Origin of the sequence: Reyranella sp., assembly GCF_965249915.1 — a bacterium.
GTDB lineage: Bacteria > Pseudomonadota > Alphaproteobacteria > Reyranellales > Reyranellaceae > Reyranella.
The window spans coordinates 5,718,093-5,732,654 of the sequence record NZ_OZ252257.1 but is presented as its reverse complement, the minus strand read 5'-3'; the positions used below and the strand labels follow the sequence as shown (position 1 = coordinate 5,732,654).

The following is a 14,562-nucleotide window of genomic DNA, read 5'->3' as shown; positions in this document are numbered from 1 at the left end:
ACAATCTACCGGCAATCCGAGAGGATGCGGATGTACCGGGATGATAGCGGGATGGCCAGACCTTTGGCGCGAGCTGCGCGCGTCCCCCGTTCCGGCGGCGCACGTCATCCCGGCCCAGCACTTCAGACCCTCACACCGGAAGCCCGCAACTCCCCCATGAAGGCAAACACGAGCTCAACCACCATACGGGATTCCGCTGTCATTTTGTGAAAAACGCGTGCCGGGACGATTACACCGCTTCGGCCGACGCGGACGCATTTGCCCTGCTCGATCAGCTTTCTGGTGTGTCGTCGGATCGACTCATATGGGAGCGCCATCGAGTTTGAGATCGCCATTATGCTGACCGGCCGACGAACCGAATCGGGCAGGATATCGCGACTGGCGGCCGGCGCCTTGTTCGTGACGTGCTTGACGTTTGCCGTCCGGATCGCCGTGAAGACCAACCCGCTCATGAGGTCGCCATCGAAAGCCACCCGCAGGGCTCTGATGGCGACGAGCAGCACCCGGATTGCAGCCACGACGACGATAGCCTGCTCCTTGTGAGGGTGACGCGAGGTGTGGGATGACGACCTGGGTGGCTTGTAGTTCCCCACCTTTATGCGTCTCAATCCATCGAGCATGCGTACGGATTCCAGATAGATCTTTCGCAGGATTGCGTTCGTGCGTGCGCCTCGTCGCATCGACGGGGCAAGGCACACTCCACCATCCTTCGCGTGGCAGACCCCTTGCCGAACGAGCTTGCGAACATGTCTTCTCACGGTCTCAAAAGGAAAATCCAGCCGGCGTGCCAGTTCGCGGATACTGATCGGTCCATCGGCCCGCTCATCGACGAGCGCATCGCCCAACATTGTCATGACGATCATCCCGCCCAGGATGTCATCACTCGCCCGACCCACCACTTCGAAGCCACGCAGGAAAAACTCAGCCGACACGCGTCCGATTGGATGGGCGTCGGGATGTAGCGCCGGCTCGCTCGCGCCATGAAACCGAACCATTCCGAACTCCCGCGTGCTCTCACGCCCGACACTCAACCCGCCAAACGACAATCTATTCGGAGGCGCCTCGCCCGACAACAAGCCGAAGCCGGCAAGGCCCGCGAAGTCACGCAGTGACCCATTTTGGTGAGGAGCCGTCTTGTCGCGACTGACGTTCTGCCCGTAGCTTCCCTGCGTTGGGGGCGGTTGCAGAAGCATGATTCCAAAGACAATCTATCGTGGCCTGATCGGCCTCTTTCTGGCGATGTGCGCGAATGCCGCCGCCTTCGGCCAGTACATGCCGACCCAATCGCTGAACATCCCCCTTTCGTATGCGTCCCTGGGCGGCGATGCGTACCGGCTTGCCATACAGGTTGGCATCAATGGCGGCCCGCTACAGCCTTACCTTTTCGACACCGGATCACCCGGATTCAATGCCGCCTACAACCCGATCGCCTGGAACGGCTTCGGCGGCGGCAGCACGACCAGCGTGCCCGCCTCCACGGTCCCGAACGGAACAAACGTCCAGTTCTGTTATGGCTCCACCAGCGCTCCCGGCACCTGTCGGGGCTACATGGGAAACATCGTCCAGGTCCCGTCGCTCAGCTTCCAGACCCCTACTGGCGGGCTGACGACTCTCACGACCCCGCCGGGCGGGGGCTTCGTGATGACTGCGGTGTCAGGCGACAATAGCACCGGTCAGAACACTCCGCTGGTCTTCCCGGGCTACTTCTGCGACTCGCCGTACAGCTGCGCCAACCCGAATCCGACGCCGCCGGACTCGAGCCTGTTCTACGGAATTTTCGGTGCCGGCAACTTCACCGATATGGTCTACGGCTGCTCCGTAACGCTTCCAACCCAATGCTCCTCACCCACCGGGCCGGGGACCGTGATCGGCAGCGTGCTCGGGCAGATCACGGTCCAGAACCCGAACGTGGTCGCGCAAGGTTTTGTCGTGGCCGCAAATGGCCAACCCAACGTCGCCGTTGGCGGTGGGGTCTCGAACCCTCCCACCGGCAACGCCGCGGTGACGATCGGGGGCGTCTCGAACATTCAGGTCACGAACTGCAATCCGTGCGTGACGGTAGGCCTCACTCCGCAGTTGATCGGCCAGTTCGCGGCCGTTGGCCTGGCGAGCGATCGTGCCCATGCGGCCCTGGTCCCCTGGACGGAGACGGGCGCGCATCCGTTTCCCAATCCCTATGGCACGGCGCCGGGAAACAATTCTTCCACGGAGACCGGGGCGAACTTTGCGGTTTCAGTGACCGGCACGGGCGGGACGCAGTCGCAGGTGGCACCCGGCGTTCTGGACACCGGCACGCCCGGCATCTCGTTGAACACGAGCCTGAGTTCCGCCGGGACGCCGACCGCCATCTCGATTGCGGGCACGACGCAGAGCGGCGATGCCATTCCCGGACTGCCGACGATGTCGGCCGACTTGTCGGCCACGAACGGCTCCTACTCTGGCCATTATATCGAGACCAACCACAACACGATCGGCCTGCCGTTCTTCATGCAGAACTCGGTGCTGATGGATTTCTCGGGCAAGGCTATTGGTTACACGCCGTACTTCGTCACAGATGCCCCACTGGTAACAACGGCCAACGGTCCTCTGATCGTCTCCGGCGCAAACGTGCCGCTGGGCCTGGCCGGCGTCATTTCAGGTCCCGGCGGTCTGGTCATCCAGAGCGGGGGACAAGTCCAGACAAGCGCCACGAACACTTACACCGGCGCGACGACGATCAGCGCCGGCGGATCGCTGCTCGTCTCGGGCCCCGGCAGCATCCAGACGTCGAGCGGCGTGACCAACGACGGCGTCTTCGACATCTCCCGTGCCTGGCAGGCGATCAGTATCGCCTCTCTCGCCGGCGGCACGGGCACAGTGAAGCTCGGCGGCAACAACCTGATAATCACCAACGCCAGCGGAAGTTTCTCCGGCGATCTGCTCGACGGAGGCTCCTATCCCGCCACTGGTGGCAGCCTGACCATTGCAGGCGGCACGCAGACGCTCGCCGGGACCAACACCTACACCGGCGGTACCCTGGTCAGCGGCGGCACGCTCGATCTCGCCGGCTCGATGATCGGCAGCCTCACGATCCAGTCCGGCGCGACGTTCAATCTGTCGGGCAGCTACTCGGTCGCCCGCACTGCGTTTCTGAGCAATGGCGGCACCTTCGCTTCGACGGCCGGCCCGCTCCTCAATGAGGGGCTCGTCGTGAACACCGGCACGATTACCGGTGGCCTCACCAACGGCGGCACTTTCGTCAACAATGGGATACTGTCGGGTGGCCTCACCAACACCGGGATCTTGTCCGGCACCGGCACGATCAACGGTGCCTTCAGCAACGCCGGCATGGTCGCTCCCGGCAACTCGATCGGCACGATGAGCGTGGTCGGCAGCTACGCCCAGACTGCCAGCAGTTCCTATATGGTCGAGACCAACGCCCGTGGGCAGTCGGACCTCATTGCCGTGAGTGGCGCCCCCGGCACCGCCACCATCGCCGCTGGGACCAGTGTGTTCGTGGCGCCAGCGGGCAGCGGCCCCTATACCCCCCGCACCACCTACACGATCCTCAGCACCACGGGGGGAGTCACGGGGACCTACTCGTCGGTCACGTCGATCGCCGGCTACCTGCCGTTCCTGCTGCCGAGCCTCAGCTACGACGCCAACAACGTCTATCTGAACCTGCAGATTGGCGGGTTCGCAGCCCAGGCCCAGACGCCGAACCAGGCTGCCGTCGGCTCCACGCTCGACGCCGCCGCTCTCAATGCGACGGGCGACTTCGCGACGGTCCTGGGCGCCTTCTCCACGATGAATGCCCAGCAGGGCGTCGCTGCCATGAACTCGATCAGCGGACAGAACTATTCGGGCTTCTCCTCGGCGGGCATCGCCACGACTCAGGTCTTCATGGCCAACTTCGCCAACACGGTGGGCGGCACGTCAGGCGGCAGCAACCGCGTGGCGCTGGCCGAGTCCTGCGATGTCGCCTGCGACACGACCGCTCCAGGCCGGTGGGGCGCCTGGGGCGGCGCGCTTGGCGGGTTCGGTGTCGTCGGCGGCACGGCCAATGCCGGCACCCTCACCTACAATCTCGGCGGCTTCGCGGCCGGCATTGATCGCCGGGTGTCGGACGAGCTTCTGATCGGCGTCACCGCGGGATTCACCAGCGGCAGCCAGTGGGTCGACGGTTTCTCCGGACGCGGCACATCGGACACGTTCCAGGCCGGCGTGTACGCCAGCTATGCGAAGGACGCGGTCTATGTCGACGGGCTGGTGGCCTATGCCTATTCCGACAACCGCATGCAGCGCCAGATCACCATCCCCGGCCTGTCACGCCTCGCCAACGGTCGCACCGGTGCCAATCTCTTCTTCGGCCAGGTCGAGGCAGGATACCGTTTCGAGATCGGCGGCCTCGCGGCGGCCTACCTCACACCCTTCGCGCGACTGCAGGGCGCGACGGCGACACAGGACGCCTTCACCGAATCGGGAGCCGGCGCGCTCAACCTTTCCGTCGCGTCGCAGACCACCAACTCGCTGCGCAGCGTGCTCGGCGCCCAGCTCGGCGGCGCGATGGACCTGGGCTGGCGCGACAAGCTCGCGATGATGTTCAAGCTCGGCTGGGGCCATGAATATGCAGACACCGCCCGCCCCGTCACCGCCTCGTTCGTCGGTGCGCCGGCCCTGTCTTTCACCACCTACGGCGCCGCACCGCAGCGTGACAGCGTGGTGCTGGGTCTCTCCGCCACCACGGCCCTCGCGGACGCCACCTCCCTCTACTTCCGGTACGAAGGCGACATCTCAAGCCAGGACTCGAATCACGCTCTCACGGCCGGTTTCCGTATGATCTGGTAGGGAGGAGGCAATCCCCGATCCTGCAGGGGGCCTCCGAGGGCCTTCAGCCTGCCAGTTCGCGGATGCGGCAGGCGGAGCGACCTGTCACAGTAAGCAGATGCTCAACTCCGCCGCGTCACTCGCCCGCAAGATCGTCCAGGACATGCATATCTATACCCGTGGCCGCCCCATGCACTGGGTGCCCATGGACACGGTCATGCGTCGCCTGGAGCTGAAGGAAGATGCGACAACCGAGGCCGCGTTCAGCCATGCGACGTCGAACGGCTGGCTGGAACTCAAGGAGCTTCGGGGCGCCTGCCTGACCAACGCCGGCCGCCGCCTCTCGAAAGCCTGAATACCCGACCGCCGAGCCTTTCAGCCGTACCGGTTGCGCAGGGTGCCGATGCCGTCGATCACGATTTCGACCTCGGTGCCGGCCTTCATCGGCAGCACGCCCAGCGACGTGCCGCAGGCGATGATGTCGCCCGGCACGAGGGTCATGTCGTGCGAGAGGCGGCTGACCAGTTCGGCGGGCGGGAAGATCATGTCGTCGACCCGATAGTTCTGGCGCTCCCGGCCGTTGACCAGGGTGCGGACCGTGAGCGACGCCGGATCGAGGCCGGTCGCGACGACGGGTCCGAACACGCCGAAGCCGTCGAAGTTCTTCGCGCGCGTCCATTGCGGGAAGGACGGGTCGCGCTGCAACAGCTCGATCGCCGTGACGTCGTTCACGCAGGTGTAGCCGAGGATATAGTTCGCGGCCTCTTCGACCGACACCGCGGAGCAGGTCCTGCCGATCACGATGCCCAGTTCGCCCTCGTAGGCGACACGGCCGTCGTAGGATTTCGGCACGGGGATCGCCTGGCCGTGGGCCGCGAAGCTGTTGGGCGCCTTCAGGAAGGTGAGCGGCTCGGCCGGGATTGCCCAGCCGTTCTTCTCGGCGGCGGCGCGGAAGTTGTTCCACAGCGCCACCATCTTGGTGGGCTCGGTCGGCGTCAGCCAGCGCGCGTCGGCGGCGGCCACCACCTCACCCGTCGCCGGGCCGGGGTCGAAGATCGTGCCTTCGTGCAGGCGAACCAAGTCACCGTCGACGGTACCGATGCGCGCGCGTCCCTCGTGCTCGATGCGGGTCCAGAGTGTCATGCCGCTTGTCATACTGCGTCGGGGATACGCTTGCCGGTCTGCGAATCGAACAGATGGAGATGTCCGGGATCGGCCTTGAAGCGCCGCTTCTCGCCCGGCTTGGCCAGCACATGGCCGCCCTGCCGCACCGTGACCAGCTCGCGCGCCTCGCCGAAGCGGCCGTGCAGCAGGGTGTCGGCGCCCAGCGGCTCGGCCAGCTCGATCTCGAACTCCAGCGGACCGTCGGCCGCCGGATGCAGATGCTCGGGGCGGATGCCGACCGCGACCGGCGTTCCCGCCGCGGCCGTGGTGGCAAGGCCGATCGGCAAGGTGATGCGCACAGACCCCGTGCCGGCCAGCTCGATCGCGCGGCCGCCGTCGACCACCTTGCCTGCCAGGAAGTTCATGGCCGGCGAGCCGATAAAGCCCGCGACGAAGACGGAAGCCGGTCGCTCGTAGACGTCCATCGGCGTGCCGATCTGGTCGGCGACGCCGGCATTCATGACGATCAGACGGTCGGCGAGCGTCATCGCCTCGACCTGGTCGTGCGTGACGTAGATCGAGGTGACGTCGAGCTCGCGCTGCAGGCGCTTGATCTCGAGCCGCATCTGCACACGCAGCTTGGCATCGAGGTTGGACAGCGGCTCGTCGAACAGGAACACGGCCGGCTCGCGCACGATGGCGCGTCCCATGGCGACCCGCTGGCGCTGGCCGCCCGAAAGCTGGCGCGGCTTGCGCTGGAGGAAGGTCCCCAGTTCGAGGATCTTGGCGGCCTTCTGGACACGAACGTCGATCTCGGCCTTGGAGAGGCCGCGGATCTTGAGGCCATAGGCCATGTTCTCGTAGACGCTGAAATGCGGATAGAGCGCGTAGTTCTGGAACACCATCGCGATGTCGCGATCCTTGGGCTCCAGCTCGTTGACCACACGGTCGCCGATCGCGATCGTGCCGCCGGTGATGCGCTCCAGGCCGGCCACCATGCGCAGCAGCGTGGACTTGCCGCAACCCGAGGGGCCGACGATGACGACGAATTCGCCGTCGGCTATCTCGATGTCGACGCCGTGAATGACCTCAAGCTTGTCGTAGCTCTTCCTCACGCCGCGCAGATGGACTTGCGCCATGGCCTACTTCTCCGTCTCGACGAGGCCGCGCACGAATTGGCGCTGCATGAATACGACGACCAGGACCGGCGGCAGCATGGCGAGCATCGCCATCGCCATCAGCAGGTTCCAGCTCGGCACCCCGTCGACCACGTTGGCCTGGCGCGAGACGGTCATGACGACGGTGTAATAGCTTTCCTTGGTCGTGATCAGCAGCGGCCAGAGATACTGGTTCCAGCCATAGATGAACTGGATCACGAACAGCGCCGCGATCGAGGTCCGGCTCATCGGCAGCAGAATGTCCCAGAAGAAGCGCATCGGCGAAGCGCCGTCGACGCGCGCCGCCTCGGTGAGTTCGTCGGGCACGCTCAGGAAGAACTGGCGGAACAGGAACGTCGCCGTTGCCGAGGCGATCAGCGGAATAATCAGGCCCGGATAGGAATCGAGCATGCCGAGCGAGGCGACAACCCCGTAGGTCGGCACGATGCGCACCTCGACCGGCAGCATGAGCGTCACGAAGATCGCCCAGAAGAAATACATCCGGCCCGGAAAGCGGAAGTAGACAATGGCGAAGGCGGAGATGATCGAGATGGCGATCTTCCCGATGGCGACGCCCAACGCCATGATCATGCTGTTGGTGAGCGTCATCATGACCGGCGTGCTGCCGACCTTGCCATACCCCTCGGTCAGCACCTTCGTGTAGTTCTCGATCAGATGCGGCCCCGGCAGCACCGGGATCGGCGACTGCAGCATCGTCTGCTGACTGTGCGTCGAAGCGACGAACGTCATCCACACCGGAAAGGCGATGATGACCACGCCGAGCAATACCACGAAGTGGCTGAGGACCGTGAGCCAGGGCCTGTTCTCGACCATCAGTAGTGCACCCGGCGCTCGATGAAGCGGAACTGCACGAAGGTGAGCGCGATGACCACGACCATCAGGATCACCGACTGCGCCGAGGAGCCGCCGAGATCCTGGCCGCGGAAGCCGTCGTTGAAGACCTTGAACACCAGGATTTCCGTGGACTTGCCCGGTCCGCCCTTGGTCAGCGAATCGACCACGCCGAAGGTGCCAAAAAAGGCATAGATGATGTTGACGACGAGCAGGAAGAAGCCGACGGGCGAGAGCAGCGGGAAGATGATGTCCCAGAACCGCCGGCCGGGGCCCGCGCCGTCGATCGCCGCCGCCTCGATCAGCGATTTCGGGATCGACTGCAGGCCGGCCAGGAAGAACAGGAAATTGTAGCTGATCTGGTTCCACACCGCGGCGATGACCACCAGCAACAGGGCCTGGTTGCCGTTGACCACATAGTTGAATTCGATGCCGATGCCCTGGAGCATCCAGGCGATGATGCCGACCGAGGGGTTGAACAGGAACCCCCAGAGGACGCCGGCGACGGCCGGCGCGACTGCGTAGGGCCAGACGAGAAAGGTCTTGTAGGCGGTGGCCCCGCGGATCACGCGATCGGCCATCACGGCCAGCAGCAGCGAGACGCCGAGCCCGATGGCCGCCACCAGAAAGCTGAACACCACGGTGATCTGTGCCGAGTGGGCGTAGCTGTTGTCCCTGAAGAGCTGGGCGAAGTTCTCGAACCAGACGAACTTGGAATTGCCGCCGAAGACATCCTCGATCAGCACCGACTGGTAGATCGCCTGGCCCGACGGCCAGAAGAAGAAGACCAGCGTGATGATCATCTGCGGCCCCAGCAGAAGGTAGGGCAGCCAGCGTTCGTTGAAGGTGACGCGTTTTTCCATCGAGCTAGTCCGTGGCCCTGCCCCTCCCAGCCTCCCCCGCGGTGCGGGGGAGGTGGTCCGAAGGACCGGAGGGGAAAAGCAACAGCAAGGCTTTACTTATTGGCCGCTTCGAAGCGCTTGAGCTGATCGTTGCCCGCCTTGACGGCATCGTCGAGCGCAGTCTTCGCGTCCTTCTTGCCCGACCATACGTTCTCGAGCTCGCCGTCGACGATGTCGCGGATCTGCACGAAGTTGCCGATGCGCAGGCCCTTCGAGTTCGGCGTCGGGGGATTGAGGGTCAGCTCCTGGACGGCCACTTCGCGGCCCGGGAACTTCTTGTAGAACCCTTCCTTCTCGGTCGCCTCGGCGGCGGCCAGCGTGATCGGCACGTAGCCCGTCTCCTGATGCCACTTGGTCTGCACCGGCGTGCTGGCGAGGTAGCTCATGAACTTGGCGACGCCCTTGTATTCGGCGGCCGGCCGACCCTGCAGCACCCACAGGGTAGCGCCGCCGATGATCGAGTTCTGCGGCTTGGGCGCCACGTCGGGCGAGTAGGGCATCATGCCGATGCCGTACTTGGTCGGGCCGCCAAGGCCTTTGTCGATCGCCGCCGCCGAGCCGGACGAGGCGATATGGAATACGCAGTCACCGGCGGTGAACAGCGCCGTCGACTTGCCCTCGCGGCCGCCATAGACGAACGTCTTGTCCTTGGTCCAGTCGGCCAGCATCTGGATGAACTTGATGCGGGCCGGGTCGTTGAACTTCAGCTCGATGTCGATGCCGCCGAAGCCGTTGTCCTTCGTCGCATACGGCAGATTGTGCCAGGCACCGTAGTTCTCGATCATCGTCCAGGTCTGCCACTGCGGCGTGAACCCGCACTTGGCGCCGGCGGCGACGGCCTTCTTGGCCATTTCGCCCAATTCAGGCCAGGTCTTCGGCGGCTTCTCGGGGTCGAGGCCTGCCTTCTGCATCAGCTCCTTGTTCCAGTAGAGAACCGGCGTCGAGGAGTTGAACGGCATCGACAGCAGCTTGCCGTCGGGCGTCGAGTAGTAACCATACACGGGGCCGATATAGGCCTTCGGGTCGAACGGCTCCTTGGCGTCGGCCATCAGCTGATAGACCGGATAGACGGCGCCCTTGGCGGCCATCATGTTGGCGGTGCCGACTTCGAAGACCTGCACGATGTGCGGCGCCTGCTTGGCGCGGAAGGCGGCAATCGCGGCCGTCAGGGTCTCGGTGTAAGAGCCCTTGTAGACCGGGTTCACCTTGTATTCGCTTTGCGACTTGTTGAACCCGTCGGCCAGGGCATTGACCGTGTCGCCCAGATTGCCGCCCATGGCGTGCCAGAACTGGATCTCGGTCTGCGCAAACGCTGTCGACGCGCTCGCGAGAACCGCCGCGGCTGCGACGGAAGTCAGCAGAATCCGTGTCATATCGAACAAACCTCCCAGAAAAATCCCCGGCGATGTATCGACGGGCCGCACGACTGTGATGTGTCGGTTTTATTGCGGTCTGATGACAGAACACCAAGACTGCGCTGCGAGCGCAACCCCCAAATGGTCGAACCTACGGGAGAGCGGCCAGGATCACGTCCGGCGCATCGCTGATGACGCACTGCACGCCCATGCCGACCAGCGCCCGGGCGACGTCGCCGTCGTTGATCGTGTAGACGCTGAGCACATAGCCCGCCTTGCGGATCTCGACCGCGCGGACCGCCGTCAGGCGCTTGCCGTTGGTGTTGATGCCGGCGGCCGACACCGCCTCGGCACGCCCCTGCCAGTCGTCCTTCAGTTCGTCGATCAGCAGCGCCCGCGCAAATTCCGGCGCAGCTTCGCGGGCGGCGGCGAGGGACTGGTCCCTGAAGCTCGACAGCAGCGGCGCCGGGAGCTTGGCCGGCCATAGGCGGCGCAGGGTGGCGACCGTGACCCGTGCGGTCTCGGCCTCGCGGCCCTCGCACGGCTTGATCTCGACATTGCAGCCCAGGCCCAGCTCGCCGAAGCAGGCGACCGCCTGCTCGAAGGTCGGCACCAACGGTGGCAGCTCGGACGCGCGCATCTCGGACGCCAGCCGGTCGACCCCGGTCGTCCGCTTCAGCGACGAATCGTGCATCACGATGGGCACGCCGTCGGCCGTCAGCTTGACGTCGATCTCGACCCAGGTCGCGCCGCGCCGATGGGCTTCGCGGAACGACTCCAGCGTGTTTTCGGGCGCATAGGCCATGGCGCCGCGATGTCCGATCACTTTAGGCAGTTGCAGCATATGCGAATCCAAAGCTAAGTCGGCTGTCGCAATAGCCGAATGTCCCGATACATGTCGACCTTCCCCGAGAAATTCCGCCTCGACGGGCGCACCGCGCTGATCACCGGATCGGCCCGTGGGCTGGGCTGGGAGATGGCCAAGGGCCTGGCCGAGGCCGGCGCCCGGGTGCTGCTGCATGGCCGCTCGCATGAGAGGCTGGCACCGCGTCTGGCGGAGTTGCGGGCCGCCGGCCGGGCGACCGATGGGGTGGTGTTCGGGATGGCCGACCGCACGGCCATGAAGCTGGCCCTGGCCGATGCCGGGCCGATCGACATCCTGATCCACAATGTCGGCGAGCGCGACCGCCGCCCCTTCACAGAGATCGAATCCGACGATTTCGCCCAGCTGGTCGATACCGATCTTTCGGCGGGTCAGGCACTGATCCGGCTGGTCGTCCCCGGCATGGTCGAACGCGGCTGGGGACGGCTCATCCTGGTCACCTCGATCGCTGCCACCCTCGCCGCGCCCGGCGCGTCTTCCTACATCGCCGCCAAAGCGGGGCTTGAAGCGCTCGCCCGGGCGCTCGCCTCGGAGCTCGGCGCCACCGGGGTCACCTCCAACGCCCTCTCGCCGGGCTTCTTCGCGACCGAGACCAACGAGGCGCTGATCGACTCCCCGGCCGGAGAACGGATGCGGCTGCGCTGCCCGGCCAAGCGCTGGGCCGATCCGTCGGAAATCGCCGGCGCCGCGATCTTCCTGGCCTCTCCCGCCGCGAGCTACGTCAACGGCCACACACTCACCGTCGACGGCGGCGTCACCGCAACCTACGTCGGATGATGAAACTCCGGCACGTCTTCCCCGCTCTGCTCATCATCTTTCTGGCACTGCCGGCGCTGGCGGCCGGAGCCGACGCACCGGCGATCGACGGGCGCCATCTCGGCCTCGCCTGGATGGTCCCGTTCGTCGGCATCCTCCTGTCGATCGCGATCCTGCCCCTGGTTACGCCGAGCTTCTGGCACCACCATTTCGGCAAGGTTTCCGCCGCCTGGGCCACGATGATCATCGTGCCTTTCGCCGTGATTCACGGTGTGCCCTCCGCCGTCTACGAAATCATCCACCTGCTGCTGCTCGACTACATCCCGTTCATCGTCCTGCTGGCGGCGCTGTTCACCGTGACCGGCGGCATCCACATCAAGGGCAACATCCACGGCTCGCCGTCGATGAACACGGCCCTGCTGGCGATCGGCACGGTGCTCGCGGGCTGGATGGGCACGACCGGCGCGTCGATGCTGCTGATCCGCCCCATGATCCGCGCCAACGACGATCGCGGGCACAAGATCCACGTCTTCGTGTTCTTCATCTTCCTGGTATCGAACATCGGCGGCGCGCTGACGCCTCTCGGCGATCCGCCGCTGTTCCTGGGTTTCCTCAAGGGCGTCGGCTTCTTCTGGACGACGGAGCACCTGTTCGCCGAGATGCTGGTCTGCGCCATCGTCCTGCTGGCGCTGTTCTACGCCATCGACAGCTACTGGTACCGCAAGGAAGGCCGCAAGAAACCCGACCCGACTCCCGAGACGCCGGTGCGGATCGAAGGCGGCGTGAACGTCATCCTGCTCGCAGCCATCGTGGGGGCGGTGCTGGCCAGCGGCACCTGGACTCCCGGCATCCACTTCACCGTCTTCCACGTGACGCTCGAACTGCAGAACGTCCTGCGCGACCTGGCGCTGGTGGCGATCTGTTTCCTCTCGCTGCGCCTGACCTCGCGCGCGTCTCGCGTCGCAAACGGCTTCAGCTGGGGGCCGATGCTGGAAGTGGCCAAGCTGTTCGCCGGCATCTTCATCACCATCGCGCCAGCGCTGGCCATCCTGCGGGCCGGCAAGGATGGCGTGCTGGCGCCCCTGGTCGCCCTGGTAACCGGCCCCGACGGCCAGCCCAACGATATCTGGTACTTCTGGCTGTCAGGCATCCTGTCGAGCTTCCTCGACAATGCGCCGACCTATCTCGTCTTCTTCAACCTGGCCGGTGGCGATGCGAATCTGCTGATGGGTCCCCTTGCCAGCACGCTGGCGGCTATTTCCTGCGGCGCGGTGTTCATGGGCGCCAACTCCTATATCGGCAACGCGCCCAACTTCATGGTCAAGGCGGTGGTCGAGGAGAGCGGAATCCGCATGCCGAGCTTCTTCGGCTACATGGCCTGGTCGTGCGGCATTCTGCTGCCGCTGTTCGTGCTGCTGACCCTCATTTTCTTCCGCTGAAGCGAGAGCCCCCGCAAAATCGCCCGTATTGGCAAGGATAGAACGGACAAGACATCGCAGGATCGGCTTGGCGCCTTTGCTGCAGGTTCACGTTTTCTCTGGCCTCAGGTAAACCCCAAGGCTCGCCCTCCCGCTCCGAGGACGCCAAGCATCGGGGCGACAAGCTCTAGAACCGCCTCGTGGCCCACGCCGTAAGCGCCTTCTCCTACAGATCCGACCGCATGTCGCCCGTCGCGCTCGCGCTGGCGATCCTGATGCATGCCCTCGTGGCGGCGGCACTGTGGTGGATGGCGCAGCAGAAGCCGCCGGTGCCGCCGGTCGAGGAAGCGATCACCGTCTCCTTCGAGCAGCCCAAGCCGCCGGAACCGCCCCCGCCCGAGCCGGCTCCGAAACCGCCTGCGGCCCAGCCCAAGCAGATTCCGCCCCCCCAGGCGTTGCCGCCGATCGACCTCGGCGTGCGCCCGCCTGCACCCGTCACGGGGGACCGTCCGACCCAGGCACCCCCGACCGACCAGGTGTCGAAGCAGCCGCCGGCGCCGCCGCCGCCGCCCGAAAGCAAAGAGCCGCCGGATCTGCTGCCTCAGCCGGAAGTCGCGCCGCCCACGCCCGCACCCCCGGCCGAGGCGCGCGCCGCGCCAACGCCGGCCCCAGCCCCTACTGCGGCCCCCACGCCGACATTGGCCGACAGGCCCACGCCGGAGCCCCCGACAGCGCAGGGGCTGAAGAAGGCGCCGACGCCTCCGCCGACGCAGCAGGCCGCCCGCTCACCCGACCCGCCGGTGAAACCGGCCGAGCCCGTCCCGACGCCGAAGCCCATGCCGCAGCAGCAAGCGCTCGCGGCCCCCCCCCGGCCGCCGCCGCCCGCACCGAAGCCCGAGTTGAAGCCATCGCCGCTCTCGACGGCGCCGTCACAGCGGGCACCCTCCGCCTCCTCCGCGGAGCGGCCGTCGGACCACCGATTCGTCAATCCGGCGGACACCTATGCGCGCGCCAAGGTTGCCGACAACTATCTCTCCGAAGTCCTGCGCAAGATCGTGGGGTACCGCTACACGTCGAGCACCCAGAAGCGGCAGGGTGTGACGGTCGTGCGGATCGTCATTGCCCGCGATGGCAGACTCCTCGGTGCCACCGTCATCAGTTCGAGCGGTGAGCCTGAGTTCGACGAGGGCGTACTGGCCGGCGTCCGTGCCGGCGCGCCCTACTCACCGCTGCCCGACAACATCAAGGGCGCCAGCGCCCCCTTCGATCTGCCGCTGGTGTCGGTCAGACGCTGAGGGAGATTACGCCGAAGAGCGCCGGGGGAGCCGC

The 14,562-nt window shown here is 65.7% G+C and carries 12 protein-coding genes; 5 read left to right on the top strand and 7 right to left on the bottom strand.

The window, feature by feature from the left end:
- Positions 1 to 122 precede the first annotated feature (122 nt).
- Positions 123 to 1,193, bottom strand: coding sequence for a winged helix-turn-helix transcriptional regulator (locus ACP15H_RS28190; RefSeq protein WP_425069437.1), 1,071 nt, complete (start codon positions 1,191 to 1,193; stop codon positions 123 to 125).
- Between ACP15H_RS28190 and ACP15H_RS28185 the strand changes: the two genes are divergently transcribed.
- Both ACP15H_RS28185 and ACP15H_RS28180 read left to right on the top strand, forming a co-directional pair.
- Positions 1,192 to 4,827, top strand: a complete 3,636-nt coding sequence (locus ACP15H_RS28185) for an autotransporter outer membrane beta-barrel domain-containing protein (RefSeq protein WP_425069436.1) — start codon at positions 1,192 to 1,194, stop codon at positions 4,825 to 4,827. The genes ACP15H_RS28190 and ACP15H_RS28185 overlap by 2 nt on opposite strands.
- Before the next feature lie 97 nt (positions 4,828 to 4,924).
- Positions 4,925 to 5,161, top strand: a complete 237-nt coding sequence (locus ACP15H_RS28180) for a hypothetical protein (protein WP_425069435.1) — start codon at positions 4,925 to 4,927, stop codon at positions 5,159 to 5,161.
- Between the two features lie 20 nt (positions 5,162 to 5,181).
- Here the strand turns inward: ACP15H_RS28180 and ACP15H_RS28175 are convergent, their stop codons facing one another.
- From ACP15H_RS28175 to ACP15H_RS28150, 6 genes are all read right to left on the bottom strand, one after another.
- Positions 5,182 to 5,949 (bottom strand): fumarylacetoacetate hydrolase family protein, encoded by a 768-nt coding sequence (locus tag ACP15H_RS28175; RefSeq protein ID WP_425069434.1) that lies wholly within the window; start codon positions 5,947 to 5,949, stop codon positions 5,182 to 5,184.
- Positions 5,950 to 5,957: 8 nt separating this feature from the next.
- Positions 5,958 to 7,049 carry a sn-glycerol-3-phosphate import ATP-binding protein UgpC gene (locus ACP15H_RS28170; RefSeq protein ID WP_425069433.1) on the bottom strand — a complete coding sequence of 364 codons (1,092 nt, stop codon included), beginning with the start codon at positions 7,047 to 7,049 and terminating at the stop codon, positions 5,958 to 5,960.
- A gap of 3 nt (positions 7,050 to 7,052) precedes the next feature.
- Positions 7,053 to 7,901, bottom strand: coding sequence for a sn-glycerol-3-phosphate ABC transporter permease UgpE (gene ugpE / locus ACP15H_RS28165; protein ID WP_425069432.1), 849 nt, complete (start codon positions 7,899 to 7,901; stop codon positions 7,053 to 7,055).
- The gene (ugpA, locus tag ACP15H_RS28160) at positions 7,901 to 8,782 is read right to left on the bottom strand and encodes a sn-glycerol-3-phosphate ABC transporter permease UgpA (RefSeq protein WP_425069431.1); all 882 of its coding nucleotides are present in this window, start codon (positions 8,780 to 8,782) and stop codon (positions 7,901 to 7,903) included. Before ugpA ends, ugpE begins: the two co-directional genes overlap by 1 nt.
- A gap of 92 nt (positions 8,783 to 8,874) precedes the next feature.
- Positions 8,875 to 10,194 (bottom strand): sn-glycerol-3-phosphate ABC transporter substrate-binding protein UgpB, encoded by a 1,320-nt coding sequence (ugpB, locus tag ACP15H_RS28155; RefSeq protein ID WP_425069430.1) that lies wholly within the window; start codon positions 10,192 to 10,194, stop codon positions 8,875 to 8,877.
- 133 nt (positions 10,195 to 10,327) lie between these two features.
- A complete protein-coding gene (locus ACP15H_RS28150; RefSeq protein ID WP_425069429.1) occupies positions 10,328 to 11,020 on the bottom strand; it encodes a glycerophosphodiester phosphodiesterase family protein in 693 nt (230 codons plus the stop codon).
- A 39-nt stretch (positions 11,021 to 11,059) separates the two neighbouring features.
- On the opposite strand from ACP15H_RS28150, the gene ACP15H_RS28145 reads away from it, so the two are divergent.
- The 3 genes from ACP15H_RS28145 (at position 11,060) to ACP15H_RS28135 (ending at position 14,528) form a co-directional block, all read left to right on the top strand.
- On the top strand, positions 11,060 to 11,836 hold the full coding sequence (locus ACP15H_RS28145; protein ID WP_425069428.1) for an SDR family oxidoreductase: 777 nt from the start codon (positions 11,060 to 11,062) through the stop codon (positions 11,834 to 11,836).
- Complete coding sequence (locus tag ACP15H_RS28140) at positions 11,833 to 13,254, top strand: sodium:proton antiporter (RefSeq protein WP_425069427.1); 1,422 nt, start codon at positions 11,833 to 11,835, stop codon at positions 13,252 to 13,254. The genes ACP15H_RS28145 and ACP15H_RS28140 overlap by 4 nt, the downstream gene beginning before the upstream one ends.
- Positions 13,255 to 13,433: 179 nt before the next feature.
- Complete coding sequence (locus ACP15H_RS28135; protein ID WP_425069426.1) at positions 13,434 to 14,528, top strand: TonB family protein; 1,095 nt, start codon at positions 13,434 to 13,436, stop codon at positions 14,526 to 14,528.
- Positions 14,529 to 14,562: the final 34 nt, after the last annotated feature.

Bases quoted from the DNA above. Each gene is read 5' to 3' on its own strand.
- ugpA (WP_425069431.1), bottom strand. From the start codon at position 8,782: ATGGAAAAACGCGTCACCTTCAACGAACGCTGGCTGCCCTACCTTCTG.
- ACP15H_RS28185 (WP_425069436.1), top strand. From the start codon at position 1,192: ATGATTCCAAAGACAATCTATCGTGGCCTGATCGGCCTCTTTCTGGCG.
- ACP15H_RS28145 (WP_425069428.1), top strand. From the start codon at position 11,060: ATGTCCCGATACATGTCGACCTTCCCCGAGAAATTCCGCCTCGACGGG.
- ACP15H_RS28150 (WP_425069429.1), bottom strand. From the start codon at position 11,020: ATGCTGCAACTGCCTAAAGTGATCGGACATCGCGGCGCCATGGCCTAT.
- ACP15H_RS28170 (WP_425069433.1), bottom strand. From the start codon at position 7,049: ATGGCGCAAGTCCATCTGCGCGGCGTGAGGAAGAGCTACGACAAGCTT.
- ugpE (WP_425069432.1), bottom strand. From the start codon at position 7,901: ATGGTCGAGAACAGGCCCTGGCTCACGGTCCTCAGCCACTTCGTGGTA.
- ugpB (WP_425069430.1), bottom strand. From the start codon at position 10,194: ATGACACGGATTCTGCTGACTTCCGTCGCAGCCGCGGCGGTTCTCGCG.
- ACP15H_RS28190 (WP_425069437.1), bottom strand. From the start codon at position 1,193: ATGCTTCTGCAACCGCCCCCAACGCAGGGAAGCTACGGGCAGAACGTC.
- ACP15H_RS28180 (WP_425069435.1), top strand. From the start codon at position 4,925: ATGCTCAACTCCGCCGCGTCACTCGCCCGCAAGATCGTCCAGGACATG.
- ACP15H_RS28140 (WP_425069427.1), top strand. From the start codon at position 11,833: ATGATGAAACTCCGGCACGTCTTCCCCGCTCTGCTCATCATCTTTCTG.
- ACP15H_RS28175 (WP_425069434.1), bottom strand. From the start codon at position 5,949: ATGACACTCTGGACCCGCATCGAGCACGAGGGACGCGCGCGCATCGGT.